The organism is Thioalkalivibrio sp. ALMg13-2, from assembly GCF_000381185.1.
Lineage (GTDB): Bacteria > Pseudomonadota > Gammaproteobacteria > Ectothiorhodospirales > Ectothiorhodospiraceae > Thioalkalivibrio > Thioalkalivibrio versutus.
In genome coordinates this window covers 1-21,127 of sequence record NZ_KB906128.1, presented here as the reverse complement: position 1 = coordinate 21,127, position 21,127 = coordinate 1, and the positions used below count along the sequence as shown (strand labels likewise).

Below are 21,127 nucleotides of genomic sequence, written 5' to 3'. Positions count from 1 at the left end.
GCTTGCGCCACTTGCTCACCGTCTCCGCCGAGACGCCAACCCGCGCGCCAATCTCCGAAGCCTTCAGGCCTCGCGTGCTCAGCAGAATCATGCGCGCGCGCTGTTGTTCCGCCGCGGGCATCTGGCGCCGCCGCAGCCAGCTCTCGAGCTCGTCGCGTTCGGCTTCGCTGATCGTCAACGTCTTGATCGGTCGTCCCATTCCGGTCGCCTCCCGAGTGCCTGTTATCAGGATACAGGGGGACAGTCACGGAGTCGATGAACTTTTGTTAAAGGACACTAGGTGGCCAGCAGCAGGTAGGCCGCCGCCCCGATCACGCCGGCCAGAATCGCGACTGCGACCAGCCCAACGCCGAACAACAGGCGATTGGTGCGACGGGCGGCGTCCTGGGGACGGGCCGGCGCCGGTCGCTCGGGTTCGGCGTGCGCGGTATCCCGCCCGTGGCGCAGGAGGTCCAGCATCGCGTCGATGCGGTCGTTGTCGAAGGCGAAGGGGTCGAACCGGCGTTGGCCGAAGCGTTGCAGTAGTTGGCGAACGTCCACGGCCGCCGGGACGTACTTCATCGACCATTCGCCGAATCCCGGGGTATCCAGTGACTGCTCGCGCAGCACCCGGACCTCTTCGTGGCGACGATCACGGCGGATGCGGTCGATGGTTTCGCGCACCGCATCCGGGTCGCCCTCCAGGCACTGGAAGAAGTGCCCGTCGCCGTAGTAGAGCGCGCCGACAATCCCGCTGCGCGGGTTGTTCTGGCGCGACTGCATCAGGATGCGACTGACTTCGGGCTCGATGCCCTGGTTGGACGTGTTTTCGCGAAACGTGGCGCGCGAGGCGTAGACGAGCTGGAGAATGGCGGGCATGCGGACGTCCTTCCTGGGAAGTAAGGAGAAGACCGCCCCCGCTGCGCGGGGTTCACTCAATCATCTGGTTGACGTGTTCCAGACCGATCGCGTCGTCTTCCCAGTTGAGCTGGGTTGTGCCGGGCTTGGCGGCCAGGCGTCGGATGGCCGCAACCGCGTTGCGGTCGATGGAGGCCAGGCGATGCCGCGTGGCGTTGTGACTCTCGATGTTGGCCGCCTGCAGGATGTCGCTGTAGTTGACCGGATCGCCATCCTCCGGCTCGCGCTTGAGGTTCTCGTGTTCGGCCACTGCGCGGATGATCTCCGGCTCGAAATTCCAGTTCTTCAGCATCGCGCGGCCGATGGGGACATGCGCGGCGTCGGCGGCGGCCTGCAGGGCGCGCGGGTCCTCGTAGATCTCGGGTGTCTTCTCCGCGCGGCGCAGGATCGGGATCATGCCGATGTCGTGCACCAACCCGGCGAGCAGTGCGGTATCGGGGTCCAGGTGCGGGTGCCGGCGGGCCAGCAGGTAGCTGATGATCGCCACCTCCAGGCTGTGGTTCCACAGTTCTTCCATGCGTGCGCGGATCATCTCGTTCCCGCTCTGGAAGACCTCCTTCATCGACAGCGCAATGATGGTCTGGCGGGCGCGTTCCATCCCCAGGCGCGTGACGGCGGAGCGAATGGTCGCGCAGCGCGTGAGCCCACGGTAGGCGGGGCTGTTGGCGTGCCGCACCAGGCGCGAGGCCAGGGCCGTGTCGCGCGAGATCAGGTTGACCAGGTCAACAATGGAGCTGGACTCGTCCTGGGTGATGAACAATGCCTGCACCGAGACATCGGGCAGGGTCGGGATCTCGATCTGGTGACGTTCGAGGTCCTCGCGCAGGCGTTCCAGAAACTTTTCGACTTCCGCTCGGGTGGCCAAGGGCAATCCATGTCCGGCTGGGAAATGACGCGCCGATTATGCCATACCCGTCCTCGCGGACGGGGGATCCGCGCCGGTTGACGGGCCGCTGGCCCCTGCCGATGATGAAGGGAGCCGACAGGAGGTCGTGATGCGCCGATTCGTGCTGGATACCAGTGTCTTTACCAACCCGCATGTGGCCGGGCAGTTCGGCGAGGATGCCGAAGACATCCTGAGGACCTTCCTCACCCTGGCGCGCCATTGCCCCGCCGAGTTCTACATGCCGTTGTCGGTGTACGAGGAGTTTCGCGGCATGCGCGACCTCGAGGCCATGGCGGCCGATTTCGAGACCGTGGTCTGGGTGCGTTCGCCGCGGCGCTTCGCCCTGATGCTGCCGAGCGACATCCTCTACGAATTCATCGACGAGGTGCGTACGCGGATTGACCGCGGCCTGCGCATTGCGGAGGAGCACACCCGCCAGGCGGGGGCGGCCGAATCGCTCAAGCCCGAGCTGATCACCCAGCTGCGCGAGCGTTTCCGCGAGGCGATGCGCAAGGGGCTGGTGGATTCGCGCGAAGACGTCGATGCCGTGCTGCTGGCGATGGAGCTGGACGCCGAGCTGGCCAGTGCCGACGAGGGCATGCGCAAGCTGGGCAACCGTATGGGCATCAAGCTGGTCACCGCCGACTACCTGCGTCGGGTGATGGAGAACCTGGCCGAGTCCGGCGGCCACTCGCGCGAGCTCTGAGCGCTTCCCGGGTTCAGTCGTACTGCCGGTCACCGGCCAGGGCCGAGGCCAGGGTGCCGGTGATCCGGTCGAACAGGCGCTCGAACTCCAGCAGCCAGTAGCCGTTCGCCTCCTGGCGCGGCGTGTCCGGTAGAAAGCGCACATGGCGCCCGCCGGTGGCCTGCATGTGATCGATGAAGCGCTGGGCCCCGGCACGCTCGCGGAAGCGACAGTGGTAGGTGTGGCCGACGCGCCCCTCGCGCCGGCTCTTGTCCACCGCGGTCGCCAGCCCGGACAGCAGGGCCGCGCCCAGTTCGCGCTCCACGGCGGCGCGCTCCGCGGGCGGGTGTTCGGCGAGGAAGATGGCCAGGCGGGTCAGACGGTTGGTGAAATACTCCGGCGGCAGGTCCAGCAGCTGCTCGGAACACACGCGGATGTCGTTGATGCAGGAACCCCCGGCCACGTACTTGGCGCGGTGCTCGCCATCCGCGGTCTTCAGTACCAGGCCCTCGGCACCGTCGGCATCCAGTTGCCGGATCAGGCGGCCCAGGGCCTCGGTGTCTGCGGGCGTGAACCGTCCATGCAGCGGCGCCGGTGGCAGGTCATGCCGCTCCATCAGTGCAAACTTTTCGTCCTGCGGCACAAAGCCCGGCTGGCCGAGCCGCATCAGGTCGAACACGAACAAGCCGACGTCGTCCGCGACGCGCGGGGTGGAGCCCTCAAGATAGGGCGTGTCTGGCCCGGCGATTTCCGTGCAGAGCACCAGATCGGGTTCCGCCTCGAATACCGCGAGGTCCACGAAATCCGGCACCCGGTCGGTACTGAATGCACAGACAAACCCGCCCCGGCTGAAGGCGACGACCCGGCCTTCCCAGCGCAGGATGCGCACGTTGAAGCCGTCGATCTTCTCCTCCGCCCAGAACGGCTGATCGAACTGGCGCGGCAGCCCGGCCTCCAGCGACTGGATGCGCCCGATGGCCGGGTAGCCGGGGACCACCGAGCCATCCGGAAGCACCACGGAACCGCGCGGGTAGTGATTCACCGGCTCCAGCAGCCGGGCGTATTCCAGCCCGTCGAACGTCAGGGCCTCGGCCCGGTGGTTCGCGATGGCGTCCTGCAGGGTTTCGCCGTCGATCATGCGTTCTCCGGTTCCAGCGTCTTGCGCAGCCCCTGGATCTGGTCCTCCAGGGCCTCGGTGTGGCGGCGGGCCTTGTCGGCCTGGGTGACCAGGCGTCGCGCCATACTAATGATGCGGAGTTGGCGTTCCATCTCGGTCATGCTCAGCGAGCCGAAGGTGCCTTCGCGCAGCAGGGCTGCCTTCAGTTCGGCATAGGCCGTCTCCACCGTGCTTACGGCCTCGGTGGCCGCCAGGTCTCTGCCGTTCTCGCTTTCCAGGTTGGCGAGATCCAGGGCGCGGATCGCTTGCTCCTGCCAGGCGCGGCGCTGTTCGCTGACGATCGGGCGTTCCTCGCCGGTCGAGTGGCGGCGAAGCTCGGCGATCTGGTCGGCCAGCACCGCAGTCTCGCGATGATAGCGCGCGATACGTACCGCCTCGGCGATGCCGTGCCCGACCGCCTCGGGCATCGGGTGGTTGGCCGTGCGGGCGGCGAAATCGCTGATGGCAGTGGTCAGCTGTTCCACGGCGGCGCGCCGTGCGTCCAGGGTGCCCGCGGCCGGCGGGTCCGGGCGCAGGGCCTCGCGCGCCATGGAGTGGCTGATGTCGGCCAGGCGCTCGGTTTCCTGCAACAACGACTGCAGCGCCAGATCGGGGACGCCCCCGCTGTGCTTGTCGAGAAAGCGCGGCTGGGCGATGTCTTCCTCCCGGGTACGGAAGCGCGTCTGCAGAAAGCGGATCATCGGCGGGGCGACCGGGACCATCAGCGCCACGCCCAGCAGATTAAAGGCGGTGTGGAACAGGGCCAGCAGTACCGCGGGGGCCGGGGCCTCGCCGGTGCTGCCCCAGATCCAGGCGATCGCGGCCAGGAACCACGGCAGGATCAGCAGCGCGACAATCGCGGTCAGGCCGTTGAAGATCACGTGCGCGGCCGCGACGCGCTTGGCGTTCGGGGTGGCACCGATGACCACCAGCAGGGCCTTCACCGTGGTGCCGAGATTGGCACCGATCACTGCGGCGGCCGCGGCCTCCAGTGGCACCGCACCACTCATCGCGGCGGTCAGGGCCATCGCCATTGATGCCGACGAGCTCTGCATCAGCACGGTCAGCAGTGCGCCGATGCCAACCATGATCAACAGCCCGGCAAAGCCCGGCCGGGCCAGGGCGGAGAGGTCGAAGGTTGCGCTCAGGCCCTCGAAGGTCTCGCGCAGCACGTCGATCCCGAAGAACAACAGACCGAAACCGGCCAGGGCCAGGCCCAGGTAGCGCGGGCGTGCGGCCTTCATGAACAGGTAGAGCAGGGCGCCGATGCCGATGGCCGGCAGGGCGAAGGCCTCGATCCGGATGTTGAAGCCGATCAGGGCGACCAGCCAGCCGGTCATGGTGGTGCCGACGTTGGAGCCGAAGATCACCCAGACCGACTGGCCGAGGGTCAAAAGCCCCGCGTTGGCGAAACCGATGGTGGCGACGGTGACCGCGCTGGAGGACTGGACCAGCGCGGTCACGCCCATGCCGGAAGCGAGTGCGCGCGGGCGAGTCCGCGTCCAGACGCCAAGAATATGCTGCAGGGCCTTGCCGCCGGCGGTCTTCAGGCCGTCGGTCAGCAGCGTCATGCCGAGCAGGAACAGCCCGAGACCGCCGAGGAAGCCGGCGATCAGGGCGTAGGTGCTGACGGCTTCGGCCTCCGGCATGCGAGCGGATTACAGCGTGATGGTCTCGCCAAAGGCCGGCACATGGGCCTCGGCGCCCAGCTCGTCGCGCAGGCCGGCGGCCAGCGCCTCGCGTGCCTCCGGCTCGCCGTGAACCAGGTGGAACACCGGCTGATCGCGGAAGCCGCGTGCCCAGTCCAGTAGCTGAGTACGCCCGGCATGGGCGGAGAAGCCGCCCAGGGTGTGGACCTTCGCGTTCACCGCGACCTCGTCGCCCAGCAGCTTGACCCGCTCGGCGCCATCGACCAGCCGCCGCCCCAGCGTACCCGAGGCCTGGAAGCCGACGATGACCAGGTGCGCCTCGCGTCGCCACAGGTTGTACTTCATGTGATGACGGATGCGCCCGCCGTTGCACATGCCGGCCCCGGCGATGATGATCGCGCCGCCAGTGATGCGGTTGATCGCCATGGATTCCTCGACCGTGCGACAGACCTGCAGCCCGGGCAGGTAGCCGGCCGGGTTTCCGTTCGCGGCCTGATGCAGGCGTTCCATGTCCTCGTTGTTGAGCGTCTTGCGTAGCCGCGCGTAGAGTTCGGTCACCTTGATCGCCATCGGGCTGTCGAGGAATATCTTTTGCTGCGGCAGGCGCCCGGCGTGGTGCAGCATGCCCAGGTGGTAGAGGATCTCCTGGGTGCGCCCGACCGCGAAGGCCGGGATCATCACGTTGCCACCGCTGGCGGCGGCCTCCGCGAGGATCTTCGCGAATTCCTCGATGGTCTCGTCCATCGGCCGGTGGTCGCGATCGCCGTAGGTGCTCTCCAGCAGCACGTGATCCGCGTGTTCCATCCGCGCGGGTTCGTGCATCAGCACGGCGTCGGGGTTGCCGAGATCACCGGAGAAGACCAGGTGCCTGTCGCGCCCGCCGGACGGCACGATCAGGTCGACGATCGCGGAGCCGAGGATGTGCCCGGCGTCCCGGAAGGTCAGCCGGATGTCGCCGGCAATGGTTTGCGTGTCACCGTAGGGCACGGCCTTGCAGAGTCCCAGGGTGGTTGCGACGTCGTCGATGTCGTAGACCGGCTCGACCAGGGGCTTGTCCGCGCGCCGGCGCCACTTGTTCTCCCACTCGATGTCCTTGCTCATCACGAAGGCCGCGTCCTCGAGCATGATCTCGAGCAGTTCCTCGGTCCCCGGTGTGCAGTAGATCGGGCCGCGGTAGCCGTCGCGCACCAGCTTGGGCAGGAGCCCCGAGTGATCCAGGTGGCCGTGGGACAGGACGACGGCGTCGAGTTGACCGGCGAGTTCCGCGAGCGGTTCGCGGTTGGCCTCGTCGGCGTCATTGCCGCCCTGATGCAGGCCGCATTCCAGCAGGATGCGGGCGTCGTCGGTCTCGAGGAGATAGCGCGATCCGGTGACCTCGCCGGTCGCGCCCTTGAATGTGAGCTGTGCCATACCGCGAAGTGTACGCACGGAGCGGGCTCTGCGTGCAACCGTGCGGGGGTTGGTTCATTGACCGGGATCAATTCCGGTTGCGATCCGGTCTCGCGGCGGTTGACCCGCTGGCGGCGGCGGGGGAGGCTGAGGATCTGTGGATACAGGAGACGAGGGGATGCGGCTGATCAGTCCTGCCTTCCGTGACGGCGAAGTGATGCCGGTCGAGGTGTCGGCCCGCGATGCCAACGAGCTGCCACCACTGGAGATTCATGAGGTTCCGGATGGCGCACAGAGCCTCGCGCTGATCCTCGAGGACCTGGATTCGCCGCTGGGCGAGGTGACGCACTGGCTGGTCTGGAACCTGCCGCCAGACACGCATCGGGTGGACTCGCTGCATCTGCCGAGTCAGGGGCGCGTGGGCCTGGATGCCTTCGGCAAGGCCGGGTATCTGGGCCCGATCCCGCCGGAGGGCTGCCACCACTATCGTTTCCGCCTGCTCGCCCTGGATGAGGCGCTGGATCTGGCGCCGGGTGCGACGCGTACGCAGTTCGACGTCGCGGCCGAGGGGCATGTGCTGGCCAAGGCCGATCTGACCGGCGGGCTTTGTGCGGGCACCCCGGACCCCGACGCGTCGAACTGATGCCCATCCCCGGACTGAAGCCAGGCCGCTCATCATGAGCCAGTACCGCCCGGAAGCCTTTTTCTCCACGGTCAACCCCACCGTGTTTACCGCCTCCGCGATCATGGTGGTGGTGTTCGTTGCCTTCGGGGTGGCCTTTCCGTCTACCGCCAGCATGGTGTTCGATGGCATCCACGGATTCATTACCGAATACCTCGGCTGGGGCTACCTGCTGGTGGTCACGTTCTTCCTCGGGTTCCTGGTCTGGCTGGGGTTCAGCCGCTACGGCGCGATCCGGCTGGGGCAGCCGGACGACCGGCCGGAATTCGGGTTTGCCGCCTGGTTCGCGATGCTGTTCTCGGCCGGCATGGGCATTGGCCTGGTGTTCTGGAGCGTGGCCGAGCCGGTCCTGCACTATCAGAACCCGCCGATCGGTGATGGCGAGACCGCCGAGGCCGCGCGCCAGGCGATGGTCTACACCTTCTTCCACTGGGGGCTGCATGCCTGGGCGGTGTACGTGGTACTGGGGCTGTCGGTGGCGTATTTCAGCTTTCGCCACCGCCTGCCGCTGACCATCCGCTCGATCTTCTACCCGCTGCTGGGGGATCGCATCTACGGCCCGATCGGGCACGTGATCGACATCCTCGCGGTGTTCGGCACACTGTTCGGGCTGGCCACCTCGCTGGGTTTCGGGGCGATGCAGCTCAACACCGGGCTCAACGTGCTCGTCGACATGCCGGTCTCGCACTGGTACCAGGTCGGCATCATCACCGCGATCACGGCGGTGGCCGTCTTGTCGGTGCTCTCCGGACTGGATCGCGGGCTCAAGTGGGTCAGCGTGTTCAACCTGGTGCTGGCGATCAGCTTCATGCTGTTCGTGCTGTTCGCCGGCCCGACGCTGTTCATCCTGCGCTTCCTGCTCGACTCCACCGGCGGCTACTTCCAGCAGCTGATCGAGCTGAGCCTGCATACCGACGCGATCGGCGGCTCCGAGTGGCAGAAGGACTGGACCATGTTCTACTGGGCCTGGTGGATCGCCTGGTCGCCGTTCGTGGGCATCTTCATCGCGCGCATCTCGCGCGGGCGCACCATCCGCGAGTTCATCGTCGGCGTGCTCGCGCTGCCCACACTGTTCGTGTTCGCCTGGATGGCGATCTTCGGCGGCACCGCGCTGCACATGGAGCTATTCGACGAGGGCGCGGGCATCGCCGCTGCGGTCGCCGAGGACACCACCGTGGCCCTCTACGCGACCCTGGCCCAGCTGCCGTGGACGACCTTCGCCTCCGGGATCGCCACGCTGCTGATCGCGACCTATTTCATCACCTCCTCGGCTTCGGGCACCTACGTGGTGGATGCGCTGATCTCGCGCGGCTCGAAGCACTCGCCGAAGCGCCAGCGCGTGATCTGGGGCATTACCGAGGGCGCGGTGGCCGCCACGCTGCTGATCGTCGGCGGCGAACGCGCGCTGGACAGCCTGCAGACCGGCTCGCTGACCGCCGGGTTGCCGGTCGCGATCATCCTGGTGTTCTGCTGCTTCAGCCTGATGCGCGCCCTGCGCCGCGAATACCGCGTCGAGGGCGTGGAGCCGCCCTGGCGCTGAAGGCTACGCGGGGCCGTCCGGGAGCGTGCGGAGCAGGTGTTCGATCTGCTCCGGCTTGATCCCGGCGATGTCCTTGATGGGCAGAGTGACGGCAAAGCCGTTGCCCAACTGGCTCAAGTCCAGTTCCGTGTCCAGCTGCTCCAGCATGCGTCGGGCCAGTCCGGTCTCCAGGACCATCAGTAACACCTTGCGGCCGGACGAGTCTTTCAGGTCCATCACCGGGTTGCGCCGCAGCTGGGCGATGCCCTGACCGTCCAGCAGGGTCAGTCCGGCGGCTCCGACACGCTGAACAATCTCGATGGCGCGATCGGCCTGACTGCGAGGGACTACGGCGACGAGCAGAACGAATTGCATGGCGAAGTCTCCGGCGTTCGGAACGTGTCAGGGCGTATGCGTCAGGTGGCCGACGAATTCCATGCCCTGCAGCGCGGCGGTATCCAGGGTAAAGGCCAGTCCGTTGTAGGGCTGAAACAAGTCCATCTCCAGGTTCAGACGGCGGGCGATGCGTTCGGCCTGCTCGGTCTCCAGTTGCCATACACAGACCGATTCGTTGCCCTGGTAGGTCACACCGAGGAAGGTCATGTGCTCGGGGAAGCCGAAGCCCGAGCCGTGCAACACCGTGCCGTCCGCGCCGCCTTCTTCGTTGGCGATGGCCAGGGCCTGTTCTTCGCGGTCCTGGTCGATGATGGCCACCAGAAAGGTCTCCGCCATGAGGCGTCTCTCCCTGCTGCGGTTCGCGTCAATTACCGAGGTAGCGGCGCAGCACCCGCTGCCACTCGTCGGATTCCAGAATCTCGAGGATAGCCACGTTCATCGGGGCGCGCAGCGGCGAGCCCTGGGGCAGGGCCAGGGCATAGTCCTGGCGCAGGAACTCGACGGGTAGCACCTCCAGTTGACCGGCGAAGTGTTCGCGCACCTGGTAACGAAGCAGCGGGGCGTCATAGACCATCGCGTCGGCGTGCCCGTTGGCGACCGCGTCGAGGGCGGACCTCAGGTCCGCGTGGTCGCGGTAGGCGAAGCCCTGGTCGTCCAGCCAGGCGGCGGCACTGGAGCCGCCGATGGTGGCGATGCGCTGGCCCTCCAGGTCGGAGACATTCTGGATGCCGGTATCCAGTGAGCTGACGGTCAAGGTGGTGGCGATTGCGGCGGTGAAGGTGGAAACCAGGATCAGGGCCGCGAACATCCAGACCAGCGCGATCGCGCGGCCGGGCAGGGTGCGCGGGGCCTTGTCGCCGTAGCCGACCGTGGTCATGGTGACGGCGGCCCACCAGAAGGCCGAGCCCAGCCCCTGTGCGGAGCTGCCGCCGAACTCGTCGGCGTTGCGGTGACGCTCGAACAGCCATAGCAGTGCGCCGACCAGCAGGAGCAGGCCGGCGAGCGCCAGTATGATCATCAGGAATGGCACCGAGATGAATGCCCGCAGGGCGCCGGCGACCGGGTTGCCCTGCTGGGGCACGGCAATGGACAGCCCGGTGCTGTAGTACGGATGGGTGAAGTCGACGCGCTCGGCGCGCTCGGCGGTCGCGGTGAGGGCCGCGACCGAGACATCGATGCGGTCGTCCCCCAGGCCTGTGATCAATTCCTCGAGGCTGACCTCCCGGTACCCGTAGTCCAGTTCCAGGCGTTCCGCTACCCGTTCCCAAAGCTCGATCGCGATACCGGTCGGGGTCGCGTCGGCCGCGTCCGGGGCGATCACGAACGGCGACACAAAGCGGGTGCCCACGCGCACGCTGGAATCGAGGTCTGCGGCGCTGGCCCCCGTCTCCTGGGCCTGGGCGGCGGGGATTGCCAGCAAGGCGGCGAGCAACCAAAGGGCCGTGGCGAGCAGTGCGGAGGGCGCGATCAGGGAGCGGGGCATGCGAGCTTCCGGTGGGGGCTTGGTCGTACCATAACCGGTACGCTGTCACCGTGGCAGTCCGCGTTGCCGCGTCAGGAGATAAGCCCATGCGGGACCCGTTTGCCAACTGGATCGAGGCGCCATCCCGGTCGAATCCGGGCGACGCAGCGGATACCGGGTTCATGCTGGACTGGGCGAGTGCCGAGGCCCGTCACCGCGAATGTCTGTTTCTGCCGAGGCTGTTGCCGGAACGGGACCACTGGCCGGGTGATCTGGGCACAGCCCTGCACGCGCTGGGAGTGGGGGCGGTACACGAGGCCTCGCGGGCGTCAGCCGCGGTCCTGGTCCCGCCGTCCGAGATGGATCGGGTGCGGGAGCTCCCGGGGTCGGCGTTCAATCGCGGCCTGCGCAGGCATCGCCGGGTGGAGCCCCGTGCGGGTCGTTTTTACCCGAGGGCGTTCATTGCCGGCCATGCGGGCGTCGAGGCCGGGGATCGCGAGCTGTTTCGGGTCGGGGCGCTGGAGGAGGACCGCCTGGTGGCGGATCTGAACCATCCACTGGCGGACCATGAGCTGCGGTTGCAGGCACGGGTTATGGCCCGCCACGCCCACGGGCGCGATGACGACCAGTCGGTAGATGTCTCCCGCCTCCTCACGACCCGGGGGCCCGGCATGCAGGCGCGCTGGCGCGGCCGGCCGACCGACTTCTGGACCGACGGCGCGCTGGAACGCGAGGATCCGGACCCCGATGCGGCGTTCTACGCCGAACCCCGCCGGGTGCATCACCTGGACGCCACCGCGCGCGCCGAGATTGCCGCGCTGTATGGCGCCTGCATCCCGGCCGGTGCGCGGGTGCTCGACCTGATGAGCAGCTGGGAGTCGCACCTGGACCGGGTGGAGACGCCGGAAGCGGTGATCGGGCTGGGCATGAACGCGCAGGAGCTGGCGGACAATCCCCGTCTGACGTCGTCCCTGGTGCACGACCTGAACCTCCGCCCGGAACTGCCGTATGCGGCGGGGAGCTTCGACGCCGTGGCCTGTACCGCGTCGGTCGAGTATCTGACGCAGCCGGAGGCGGTGTTCCAGGCAGTACGCGAGGTGCTGAGGCCGGGCGGGGTGTTCGTGGTGACCTTCTCCGACCGCTGCTTCCCGACCAAGGCGATCGCGGTCTGGGAACGCCTGTACGACTTCGAGCGCGTGGGGCTGGTGCTGGACCTGTTCCTGCGCGCCGGTTTCACGGATCTCGCGACCTTTTCCCTGCGCGGCCTGCCGCGGCCGGCGGATGATCCCTATGCCGGACGGCTGGAGCATGCGGACCCGGTGTTTGCGGTGTGGGGTTATCGATGGGACTGAGGGATGGGCCTTTGCCGACACGGGCGGAGGCTTCGCGGGCAAGGCCGCTCCAGCAATGGCAGGGCTCGCCGAGCCGAGGCAGCCTGCCGGAAAGCGATCGGACCGGACTCGGTTCTCAGGCTGGGCAGGTCTGGCCCCCCGAAGAACGTTTTAACCGGTAAACTGCGCGATGATCCCGGGAAACGCCGATTCATCGGCGTTTCCCGGCGGCACAAGGAGGTGCCGCCGCAATCGACCACCGCAGGGGGTTGATTGTGAAGCAAGCTGCAAACCGCGTTTGCAGTGCAGCGTGCGCTGAGAAAGCCAGGATGGCTTTATTCAGCGCTTCCTTGAAAAGTTGCCCGCGCCGCGGGCCGGACCAGTGGGGAGCGCATGGCCGCAAGCAAGGCCAAATCCGGGGGCAAGGGCAGCAAGACGGCAGAGCCGGCCGCACCGCCGAGCCTGAGTGGGCAACTCCTGCGTGGTCTGCGCGAGGGTGCACTGCTGATCTTCGGCATGCTGGCGCTGTATCTGCTGGTGGCGCTGGCGAGCTATCACCCGGGCGATGCCGCCTGGTCGACCACCGGCGACGGCGAGGGTCTGCGCAATCTGGGCGGCACCACGGGCGCCTGGTTCGCCGATATCGCTTTCCATCTGCTCGGCTATCTGGCCTACCTGATTCCGCTGGCCGTGGGCGGCATTGGCTGGTGGCTGTTCCGGCACCGCCGCGAGGCGCAGATCGCCAGCCCCATGGAGCTCACCGTGCGCGGGCTGGCGTTGATCGTGGCGCTGATCGCCGGCTCGGCCCTGGCCGCGCTGCACCTGATGCCGGGCGGGATGCCGGTGCATGCCGGCGGCATCCTCGGCGACCTGTTCGGCGGCTGGGCGGTCGCCGGGCTGAGCCTGGTGGGCGGGACACTGGTCCTGCTGGCGCTGTTCCTGGCCGGGGTGACCCTGTTTACCGGGCTGTCCTGGTTTCTGCTGATGGATCGTCTCGGACAGCTGGCCGTGCGTGGCTGGGAGCGTGCCCGCGTGGCGATCGACTCGGCCCGTGACCGCCGTATCGGCGCCCGCGAACGGGCCGAACGCGAGACCCGGGTGGAGAAGGAGCGCAAGCGCACCGAGAAGCGCATGCCCTCGCGGGTGGAGCCACGTATCGAGACGCCCCCGCCCAGCCCGCGGGTGCAGAAAGAGAAACAGGTCCCGCTGTTCACCGAGGGGACGGGCGCCGATCCACACCCGCCGTTGGCCCTGCTGGACGAGCCGCCGCCGCCGCCCGACGGATTCTCCGAGGAGTCTTTGCAGGCGCTCTCCCGCCTGGTGGAACTGAAGCTGAAGGACTTCGGGGTGGAGGTCGAGGTGGTCGCGGTGCAGCCGGGGCCGGTGATCACCCGCTTCGAATTGCAGCCGGCGGCCGGGGTGAAGGCCTCGCGTATCTCCGGGCTGTCCACCGATCTCGCACGTTCGCTGTCGGTCATGGCCGTACGCATCGTCGAGGTGATCCCGGGCAAGTCCACGGTGGGGCTGGAGATCCCCAACGAGAACCGCGAGATCGTGGCCCTCTCGGAGATCCTGCGTTCGGATCTGTTCGACTCGAACAAGTCGCCGCTGACCATGGCGCTGGGCAAGGACATCGGCGGCGGCCCGGTGATCGCGGATCTGGCGAAGATGCCGCATCTGCTGGTCGCCGGGACGACCGGTTCCGGGAAATCGGTGGGCGTCAACGCGATGCTGCTGTCGCTGCTGTACAAGTCCACGCCGGAAGACGTCCGCCTGATCCTGATCGATCCGAAGATGCTGGAGCTGTCGGTCTACGAGGGCATCCCGCATCTGCTGTGTTCGGTCGTCACCGACATGAAGGATGCCTCCAACGCCCTGCGCTGGGCGGTGGCGGAGATGGAGCGGCGCTACAAGCTGATGTCGGCGATGGGCGTGCGCAACATCGGCGGCTTCAACAAGAAGGTGCGCGATGCCCAGGCCGGCGGCGAGCCGCTGAAGGATCCGTTGTTCAAGCCGGAGGAGGCGATCACCGAGACCGAGGCGCCGGAACTGGAGCCGTTGCCGTTCGTTGTGGTTGTGGTCGACGAATTCGCCGACATGATCATGGTCGTGGGCAAGAAGGTCGAGGAGCTGATCGCCCGCCTGGCGCAGAAGGCCCGCGCCGCCGGCATCCACCTGATCCTGGCCACCCAGCGTCCGTCGGTGGACGTGATTACCGGGTTGATCAAGGCGAACATCCCCACCCGCATCGCCTTCCAGGTCTCCTCGCGCGTGGACTCGCGCACCATCCTCGATCAGATGGGTGCCGAGCACCTGCTGGGTCACGGCGACATGCTCTATCTGCCGCCGGGCAAGGCGATGCCCGAGCGCGTGCACGGTGCGTTCGTCAGCGACAACGAAGTGCATCAGGTGGTCGAGTACCTCAAGTCCACCGGCGAGCCGGACTACAACGACGCAATCCTCGACGAGCCCGAGGCCGGTGCGGCCAGCATCCCGGGGCTGGAGTCGCCCGAGGGGAACGGCAACGAATCGGACCCGCTCTACGATCAGGCCGTGCAGGTGGTCATCGAGTCACGCAAGGCCTCGATCTCGTTCGTCCAGCGCCGGCTGAAGATCGGCTACAACCGCGCCGCGCGCATGGTCGAAGACATGGAGGCCGCCGGCCTGGTCAGCCAGGTACAGTCGAACGGCAATCGCGAGGTCCTGGTTCCCGGCCCGAACGACTGAGCGCCCCGAACCCGAGGGCCTGGTTGGTGTCCATGTCCCTGATCGCGTGACGCGGTTCGTCATCCCTGTGCAGCACATTCACGCCGGGTTAAGCCTCGCGGCGCATCATGAATCGCATACTCATCCATCCTGGAGACTGCATGAACGCTCGTCCCCTTACGTGTCCGGGCGCCCTCTGGCGGGCCCTGTCCCTTGGCCTGGTACTGGCCTTGACCGCCGTTCCGGCCCTGGCCGCCGACCGCGGTATGGAGGATGCCCGCGCGGCGCTGGATCGCTTTGTCGATGGCCTTGAAAGCTTCTCCGCCGAATTTACCCAGACCGTGCGCGACGACACCGGCTACGTGCTGCAGGAGTCCGATGGCCGCATGCAGCTGGGGCTGCCCAATCGCCTGCACTGGGAGGTGACCGAGCCGTTCCCGCAGACCATCGTCTCCGATGGCGAGGACCTGTGGATGTACGACCCGGACCTGTCGCAGGCCACGGTGCGTCCGCTGGGGGATGCCTTCGACGCCACGCCGATCGCCGCGATCACCCAGCCGGAGCGTCTGGACGAGCACTTCCGCATGTCACTGCGCCCGGTGCCGGGCGGCGATGCCTTGCGCCTGGTGCTGGTGCCGCGCAACGAACAGGCCGACTTCACCAGTCTGGACCTGGACCTGACCGCGGATGGCGACCTGACCCGCATGGCCTTCCGCGACATCTTCGGCCAGGAGACCGTGATCCTCTTCCACGAAACCGAACGCAATGGCGAACTCGACCCGGGCGTGTTCACCTTCGACCCGCCGGCCGGGACCGACATCTATCGGCCTTGAGCGAAACCCGGCCGCTGGTTATGTACCACAGAGCGCACAGAGGACACGGAGAAAATCAATAAGCTTTCAGGTGCGTAGGATGCGTAGAGCGCAGCGAAACGCATCGGTCGGAAGGCGGCGATATTCCGGGTGATCGATGTTGATGCCTTTCGCTTTGCTCAACGCATCCTACACATGGGCTGCGACACCCTCCCTTGGGTTTTCTCCGTGTCCTCTGTGTCCTCTGTGTCCTCTGTGGTGCCATTCGCCCTTCTTCGTGCCTTCGTGTGCTTCATGGTGAACAAGGCTCTTCGGCTCGAGGGGTTACAATCCCTCCATGAGTGATTCCCCCGAAGGCGATCTGTTCGGCCCCGATCCGGACGTGGCCTCGCCCGAACCCGAACCGGCCCCGGTAGCCCTGGATCCCTCGGCGCCGCTGGCCGAGCGCATGCGTCCGGCGCGTCTCGACGAGATGGTCGGCCAGGACCACCTGGTCGGCGCCGATGCCGCGCTGCGCCAGGCGATCGAGCAGGGCCAGACCCCGTCGATGATCCTCTGGGGCCCGCCCGGCTGCGGCAAGACGACGCTCGCGCGGCTGGTGGCGGCGGCCGGAGCCCAGCGCCTGGTCACGCTGTCCGCCGTGCTGGCCGGGGTCAAGGACGTCCGTGCGGTCGTCGAAGCCGCGAAAACCCGCCGCCGCAATGGTGTCGGGACGCTGCTGTTCATCGACGAAATCCACCGCTTCAACAAGGGGCAGCAGGATGCGCTGCTGCCGCACATTGAGGACGGCACGCTGACCTTCGTCGGCGCGACCACCGAGAATCCTTCGTTCGCACTCAACAGCGCGCTGCTGTCGCGCGCGCGGGTCTATCGCATGGAGGCGGTCGGGGCGGAGGCCATCGAGGCCCTGATCGACCGGGCCCTCAATGACCCCGAGCGCGGTCTGGGCGGGCGCGGCCTGACGCTGGACCCGGAGGAGCGTCAGCGTCTTGCGCGCGCCGCCGATGGCGATGCCCGGCGTGCCCTGAACTGGCTGGAGACCGCCTCGGACCTGGCGCGCGATGGCGCCATCACCGGCGACGCGCTGCGCGCGGTGATGGGGGCGCAGTCACTGGCCTTCGACCGTCAGGGCGATGCCTTCTACGACCAGATCTCCGCCCTGCACAAGTCAGTGCGCGGGTCCGATCCGAACGCCGCGGTGTACTGGCTCACCCGCATGCTGGATGCGGGCTGTGACCCGGACTACCTCGGTCGCCGCCTGCTGCGCATGGCCTACGAGGACATTGGCCTGGCCGCGGTTGGCCTCGGTGCGCGGGTGCTGGTGGCCTGGCAGACCATGGAACGTCTGGGCCGGCCGGAAGGCGATCTGGCGCTGGTACAGGCAGTGATCGAACTGGCCTCCGCACCCAAGAGCAACAGCGCCTATGCCGCGCTGAACGGCGCGCGGGCCGCGATCCGCGACAGCGGCAGCGCGGGCGTGCCCCTGCACCTGCGCAATGCCCCGACCGAGCTGATGCGTGCCGAGGGCTTCGGTGCCGGGTATCGCTACGACCACGACGAACCGGACGGGTTTGCGCGTGGACAGGTCTATCTGCCCGAAGGGCTGGAAGAAGCGCGCTTCTATAGTCCGCGCCGGGATGGTACCGAGCGCGCGCTGGCGGAGCGTCTGGAGCGTCTGCGCGGCGGCGGTGAAGATCCCGGGGACCGGGGTGACGGGGTGACATGAGGATTCGACATCACAAGAGCTGGCTGACGGTCGCGGCGATCCTGTTCGGGGTCTCGCTGGCGTGGATCCTGTTGACCACCGAGTGGCCCAGCCTCGGCGTTCCGCTGGGCGAGCTGGAGGTCTGGCTGCTCAGCTGGGGCCCTGGGGCCTACCTGGTATTCGTGCTGGCGTTTGTCGTGCTGGCCCTGTTCCCGCTGCCGAGCACCTTCTGGATCCTGCTGGGCGGGGCCTTGTTCGGTCCCTTCACCGGTGGCGCCCTGAGTCTGCTGGCGGCCACCGTGGCGGCGGTCATCGCCTTCATGCTGGCCCGTACCTGGCTGCAGCCCTGGCTGGTTCCGCGCATGGGGCCGCGCAGTACCCGGCTGCGCGAGGATGTGGAGGCCGAGGGCTGGCGCGTGGTGGCCCTGACCCGGCTGGTACCGGTGTTTCCGTTTGCGCCCACCAACTATGCCCTGGGGCTGGTGCGCCTGCCGCTGCCCGTGTTTGCACTGACGACGGTGGTGGCGCTGATCCCGGGCCTGTTCGCCTATGCCTGGCTGGGGCATGCCACCCGCGAGGTGGCGAGTGGTGCCGACAGCGGGGTGCAACTGGGTCTGGCGCTGCTCGCGGTGCTGGCATTGCTGCTGTTGCTGCCGCGCCTGGTGCGGCGCATCTGGCTGGGACAGAAGATGCTGCGCTCGGAGTCAGACCCAGGCGAGCAGGACTCCGAGGCCCAGGGCGAAGAACAGCAGCGCGGCGAGCGCGCGTAGCAGCCGCAGCGGCAGGTGGCAGGCGAAGCGCTGTCCCAGCCATACGACCGGCGCATTGGCTACGACCATGCCGATGGTCGAGCCGATCACGACCAGGATCAGGTTGTCGAAGGTCGCGGCCAGCGCGGCGGTAGCCACCTGCGTCTTGTCGCCCATCTCGACCAGGAAGAACAGCACCGTGGTGGTCCAGAATACGCCGTGTTTCGAGGTGGCCGGCAGCTCGTCCTCGCTATCCGGCACCAGCACCCAGGCGGCCATGACGATGAAGCCGATCCCCAGCCCCCAGCGCAGCCACTCGTCCGGCACGCTGGCGCCGACCCAGACGCCGGCCAGCGCGGCGAGGAAGTGATTGGCCAGGGTCGCCACCACGATGCCCCAGATGATGGGCCAGGTCTGCTGGTAGCGGCAGATCAGGAGCAGCGCGAGGAGTTGGGTCTTGTCGCCCATCTCGGCGATGGCGACGATGACGGTGGAGACGAGCAGGGCTTCCATGATGGTCTTCCGGGCCAGGCGGCCAATGCGGGCAGCGGTGAGGCCAGGGGGTTCCCGGGCCCGCCGCGTCGCGCCCCCCTGAAGCAGGCAAAAGTGTAGAAGGCGGCCCCGTTACCGGCAAGAACGGGCTGCGCCGTGCGCGGGCCTTGGGTAGGATGCGCGCGATGAAAGCCTTCGTACGCTGGGTCGATCGCGCACCGCTGTGGCTGTTTGCCCTGTTGGTGGCCACGCTGGGCCTGGCCCCCTGGATCCCCGAGCCGCATGTCGCGGAGAAGCTGCGCTGGCTGCTCGCCGGCGAGCTGACCCGGGTGCGGGACATCCTCGACCTGGTCATGCACGCCATCCCCTGGCTGTTGATGGCCTTCAAGCTCTACCGGACCAGCGTTACGGTTAGGGGCAGGCCCTGATCCGAGTGTTTCTCCGCAGCTTGTGGGAAATCGACGCCGGGCGTGCCTGCCGCTACGGTTGCAGCACGTTTCAAGCACTCAGGAGAACTCCATGCGCTTTATTGTTGCTGTCACCGCCGGTACCGACGACCCCACCCGTGCGACGCTCGGCATGATCGCCGCCAACGTGGCCAAGCAGCAGGGCCATGACGTGACCGTCTGGCTGCAGGGCGAGGCCGTGAACATCGCCAACCGCAATGTCTACGACAAGATCGTCGGCCACAACATGCCGGCAATGAAGGACATCGTCGATTCACTGGTCAGTGAAGGCGTCCCGTTCTGGGCCTGCGAGGCCTGCGCCAAGGGCCGCGACGTCGGCGAACACAATTTCCTGCCGAACGCCGAGATGGCCGGCATGGGCCAGTACGTCCAGGCCGTCGCCGACTTCGACCGCTCGATGAGCTTCTAATCGTTCATCGTTGCTCGCGGGCGGGGGTGTGATCCCCCGCTCGTTCTGATCTCCCGCCCCTGCCAGTGCCCCGAACTGGCACATTGCATGCTTGTTTGTTCCGCGAGGCATCCGCGGATCATGAGCATGAGTCAGAATCTCCCCCCGAATACCCTGTCCCCGAGCGTTTCGTATGAAGAGGCCATTGGCGACTTCCTGGTCGCCTCGCGCAAATGCGAGGTAGTGAGCCTGGAGCGCCTGCTGGAGGCCGTGCAACTGGTCGGGTGCATCCGTGCCCTGGTGCATCAACTGCAGCGTGAACGCGGCGCTTCCAGCCTCTGGATCGGCTCGGCTGGCCAGCGTTATGCCGAGGAGCTGGGGCAGTATCGAACCGAATCCGACACCACGGCGGCGGCCTTTCGCGAACACCTTGATGGCTGGTTACAGCCGGGGGCCTGTGCCCACGCGCGCAGCCGGTTGCTGGGGCGCATGGCACTGGCCCTGCACGGGCTGTCCGGGCTGCCCAGCCTGCGCGAGGAGGTCAACGAGCGCACGCTTTCGCCGATGGAGGCGATGCGCGGATTCAGCGAACTGATCCGGTCGCTCCTGGCCGTGGTATTCGAGGCAGCGGATTCGGCTACTGACCCGGAGGTCTCCGGTGCGTTGGTCGCTCTTTTGAACTTCATGCAGGGCAAGGAGCTTGCGGGTCAGGAACGCGCGATCGGTGCTGCGGGCTTTGGCCAGGGCGTGTTTGACGGCGAGCTGCGCCAGGCCCTGTTACACCGTATCGATGCCCAGGAACGTTCGTTTCGCATCTTCTCCGAGTTCGCCCCGGAATCGGCCTGCGGCGCCTGGCGTCAATTACAGGGCGCGAGCTTCGCCGCCGAGGTCGAGCGCCTGCGCCGTCAGGCCTGCACCCAGGCCGATGGCCAGCCGGCCCCGGCCCGGGCCGAGGCGTGGTTTGCCTGCACGACTGCGCGTATCGACGCGATGAAGGAGATCGAGGATCGGCTGGAGATGCACCTGAACGAGTGCTGCTCCGCGCGCATCGTGGCGGATCGCGCGGACCTGGGTGCGGTGCGTGACCGTATCGCGCAATTGGCCGAGTCGGAGTTGCGCGACAGCGTGCCGTATGCGGTGTTCTTCGGTGCGCCCGAGGGGCTGGATTCCGACGGCGTGGGCGGCGATAACCCGCTCAATGTGCCGATCGTCGGACATTCGGTGATGGACCTGGTGCAACGCCAGGCCAGTCGTCTGCAGTCGGTGGAGGACGAGCTGCAGGCGGCGCGCCAGGCCTTGGCCGAGCGCAAGACGATTGAGCGAGCCAAGGCACTGCTAATCCAGCATCGCGGCCTGACGGAGGACCAGGCCTACAAGCTCCTGCGCCAGACTGCGATGAACCAGAACCGGCGTCTGGCCGAGGTGGCCGAGGCGACCGTCGCCATGTCTGACCTGCTGGGGAAGGGCCTGTAGGAGATTCTATGTCTCTCCACAAGGGATCTTAGGTTGGTAATCGGTCTGATTTTTCATCAAGGCGAAGGCGACGCGGGCCAGCTTTCGAGCCAAGGCGTTCAGTGCCTGGGTCGTCGCCAGGCCACGGTCCAGGCAGCGCTGGTAGTAGTCGCTCCAGGCGGCTTTCGACTTGGCCTGCATCGCGGCCAGATAGAGCAGCCGTCGCAACTCTGGATCGCCCTGTTTGGTGAGTTTGCGCTGCCCCCGTTTCGTGCCGGAGTCGCGTATGCGGACATCCAACCCC

The 21,127-nt window shown here is 67.3% G+C and carries 22 protein-coding genes; 11 read left to right on the top strand and 11 right to left on the bottom strand.

What is annotated here, in order from left to right; genetic code table 11:
- The 3 genes from F618_RS14975 to F618_RS0113215 form a co-directional block, all read right to left on the bottom strand.
- A partial coding sequence (locus tag F618_RS14975; RefSeq protein WP_019563730.1) for a helix-turn-helix domain-containing protein occupies positions 1-199 on the bottom strand: 199 nt, incomplete at its 3' end.
- 77 nt (positions 200-276) lie between these two features.
- Positions 277-858, bottom strand: coding sequence for a BLUF domain-containing protein (locus tag F618_RS0113220; protein ID WP_019568849.1), 582 nt, complete (start codon positions 856-858; stop codon positions 277-279).
- Positions 859-910: 52 nt separating this feature from the next.
- Complete coding sequence (locus F618_RS0113215) at positions 911-1,762, bottom strand: HDOD domain-containing protein (RefSeq protein ID WP_019568848.1); 852 nt, start codon at positions 1,760-1,762, stop codon at positions 911-913.
- A gap of 130 nt (positions 1,763-1,892) precedes the next feature.
- Here F618_RS0113215 and F618_RS0113210 point away from each other — a divergent pair, with 130 nt between their 5' ends.
- Positions 1,893-2,489, top strand: coding sequence for an RNA ligase partner protein (locus F618_RS0113210; protein ID WP_018937979.1), 597 nt, complete (start codon positions 1,893-1,895; stop codon positions 2,487-2,489).
- A gap of 13 nt (positions 2,490-2,502) precedes the next feature.
- On the opposite strand, the gene F618_RS0113205 is transcribed toward F618_RS0113210, so the two are convergent.
- The 3 genes from F618_RS0113205 to F618_RS0113195 are packed head-to-tail and all read right to left on the bottom strand — an operon-like array spanning position 2,503 to position 6,683.
- The gene (locus F618_RS0113205; protein WP_019568847.1) at positions 2,503-3,606 is read right to left on the bottom strand and encodes an RNA ligase; all 1,104 of its coding nucleotides are present in this window, start codon (positions 3,604-3,606) and stop codon (positions 2,503-2,505) included.
- The gene (locus F618_RS0113200; protein WP_019568846.1) at positions 3,603-5,273 is read right to left on the bottom strand and encodes a Na/Pi cotransporter family protein; all 1,671 of its coding nucleotides are present in this window, start codon (positions 5,271-5,273) and stop codon (positions 3,603-3,605) included. The genes F618_RS0113205 and F618_RS0113200 overlap by 4 nt, the downstream gene beginning before the upstream one ends.
- Before the next feature lie 9 nt (positions 5,274-5,282).
- Positions 5,283-6,683: an MBL fold metallo-hydrolase RNA specificity domain-containing protein gene (locus tag F618_RS0113195; RefSeq protein ID WP_019568845.1), complete on the bottom strand. Its 1,401-nt coding sequence runs from the start codon at positions 6,681-6,683 to the stop codon at positions 5,283-5,285.
- A gap of 157 nt (positions 6,684-6,840) precedes the next feature.
- Here F618_RS0113195 and F618_RS0113190 point away from each other — a divergent pair, with 157 nt between their 5' ends.
- Together F618_RS0113190 and F618_RS0113185 are read left to right on the top strand one after the other, a co-directional pair.
- Positions 6,841-7,305: a YbhB/YbcL family Raf kinase inhibitor-like protein gene (locus F618_RS0113190; protein WP_019562642.1), complete on the top strand. Its 465-nt coding sequence runs from the start codon at positions 6,841-6,843 to the stop codon at positions 7,303-7,305.
- A 34-nt stretch (positions 7,306-7,339) separates the two neighbouring features.
- Positions 7,340-8,884 carry a BCCT family transporter gene (locus F618_RS0113185; protein ID WP_019568844.1) on the top strand — a complete coding sequence of 515 codons (1,545 nt, stop codon included), beginning with the start codon at positions 7,340-7,342 and terminating at the stop codon, positions 8,882-8,884.
- A gap of 3 nt (positions 8,885-8,887) precedes the next feature.
- Here the strand turns inward: F618_RS0113185 and F618_RS0113180 are convergent, their stop codons facing one another.
- Genes F618_RS0113180 through F618_RS0113170 form a run of 3 tightly spaced genes read right to left on the bottom strand, consistent with a single transcriptional unit; the run spans position 8,888 to position 10,742 of the window.
- Positions 8,888-9,238 carry a hypothetical protein gene (locus F618_RS0113180; RefSeq protein ID WP_018176488.1) on the bottom strand — a complete coding sequence of 117 codons (351 nt, stop codon included), beginning with the start codon at positions 9,236-9,238 and terminating at the stop codon, positions 8,888-8,890.
- A 27-nt stretch (positions 9,239-9,265) separates the two neighbouring features.
- Complete coding sequence (locus F618_RS0113175) at positions 9,266-9,595, bottom strand: hypothetical protein (protein ID WP_019568843.1); 330 nt, start codon at positions 9,593-9,595, stop codon at positions 9,266-9,268.
- 28 nt (positions 9,596-9,623) lie between these two features.
- Positions 9,624-10,742, bottom strand: coding sequence for a transporter substrate-binding domain-containing protein (locus F618_RS0113170; protein WP_019568842.1), 1,119 nt, complete (start codon positions 10,740-10,742; stop codon positions 9,624-9,626).
- Between the two features lie 86 nt (positions 10,743-10,828).
- Between F618_RS0113170 and F618_RS0113165 the strand changes: the two genes are divergently transcribed.
- The 5 genes from F618_RS0113165 to F618_RS0113145 all read left to right on the top strand — a co-directional run bounded on the left by F618_RS0113165 (position 10,829) and on the right by F618_RS0113145 (position 18,045).
- Positions 10,829-12,073 (top strand): methyltransferase domain-containing protein, encoded by a 1,245-nt coding sequence (locus tag F618_RS0113165; protein ID WP_019568841.1) that lies wholly within the window; start codon positions 10,829-10,831, stop codon positions 12,071-12,073.
- Positions 12,074-12,445: 372 nt separating this feature from the next.
- Complete coding sequence (locus F618_RS0113160; RefSeq protein ID WP_018176484.1) at positions 12,446-14,779, top strand: DNA translocase FtsK; 2,334 nt, start codon at positions 12,446-12,448, stop codon at positions 14,777-14,779.
- A 140-nt stretch (positions 14,780-14,919) separates the two neighbouring features.
- A complete protein-coding gene (gene lolA / locus F618_RS0113155) occupies positions 14,920-15,591 on the top strand; it encodes an outer membrane lipoprotein chaperone LolA (protein ID WP_018167937.1) in 672 nt (223 codons plus the stop codon).
- A 316-nt stretch (positions 15,592-15,907) separates the two neighbouring features.
- A complete protein-coding gene (locus tag F618_RS0113150; RefSeq protein ID WP_018951312.1) occupies positions 15,908-17,296 on the top strand; it encodes a replication-associated recombination protein A in 1,389 nt (462 codons plus the stop codon).
- Positions 17,293-18,045 (top strand): TVP38/TMEM64 family protein, encoded by a 753-nt coding sequence (locus tag F618_RS0113145; RefSeq protein WP_018951311.1) that lies wholly within the window; start codon positions 17,293-17,295, stop codon positions 18,043-18,045. Before F618_RS0113150 ends, F618_RS0113145 begins: the two co-directional genes overlap by 4 nt.
- Here the strand turns inward: F618_RS0113145 and F618_RS0113140 are convergent.
- Positions 17,980-18,537, bottom strand: coding sequence for a TMEM165/GDT1 family protein (locus tag F618_RS0113140; RefSeq protein ID WP_018951310.1), 558 nt, complete (start codon positions 18,535-18,537; stop codon positions 17,980-17,982). The two genes, F618_RS0113145 and F618_RS0113140, sit on opposite strands and share 66 nt — an antisense overlap.
- Positions 18,538-18,701: 164 nt before the next feature.
- Here F618_RS0113140 and F618_RS0113135 point away from each other — a divergent pair, with 164 nt between their 5' ends.
- The 3 genes from F618_RS0113135 (at position 18,702) to F618_RS0113125 (ending at position 20,844) form a co-directional block, all read left to right on the top strand.
- Positions 18,702-18,944, top strand: coding sequence for a hypothetical protein (locus tag F618_RS0113135; protein ID WP_018951309.1), 243 nt, complete (start codon positions 18,702-18,704; stop codon positions 18,942-18,944).
- A gap of 91 nt (positions 18,945-19,035) precedes the next feature.
- The gene (locus tag F618_RS0113130; RefSeq protein WP_018167932.1) at positions 19,036-19,392 is read left to right on the top strand and encodes a DsrE family protein; all 357 of its coding nucleotides are present in this window, start codon (positions 19,036-19,038) and stop codon (positions 19,390-19,392) included.
- Positions 19,393-19,518: 126 nt separating this feature from the next.
- The gene (locus tag F618_RS0113125; RefSeq protein ID WP_018650405.1) at positions 19,519-20,844 is read left to right on the top strand and encodes a nitrate regulatory protein; all 1,326 of its coding nucleotides are present in this window, start codon (positions 19,519-19,521) and stop codon (positions 20,842-20,844) included.
- A 6-nt stretch (positions 20,845-20,850) separates the two neighbouring features.
- On the opposite strand, the gene F618_RS14970 is transcribed toward F618_RS0113125, so the two are convergent.
- Positions 20,851-21,127, bottom strand: a 277-nt coding sequence (locus tag F618_RS14970; RefSeq protein WP_019568000.1) for a transposase, incomplete at its 5' end; no start/stop codon positions are given.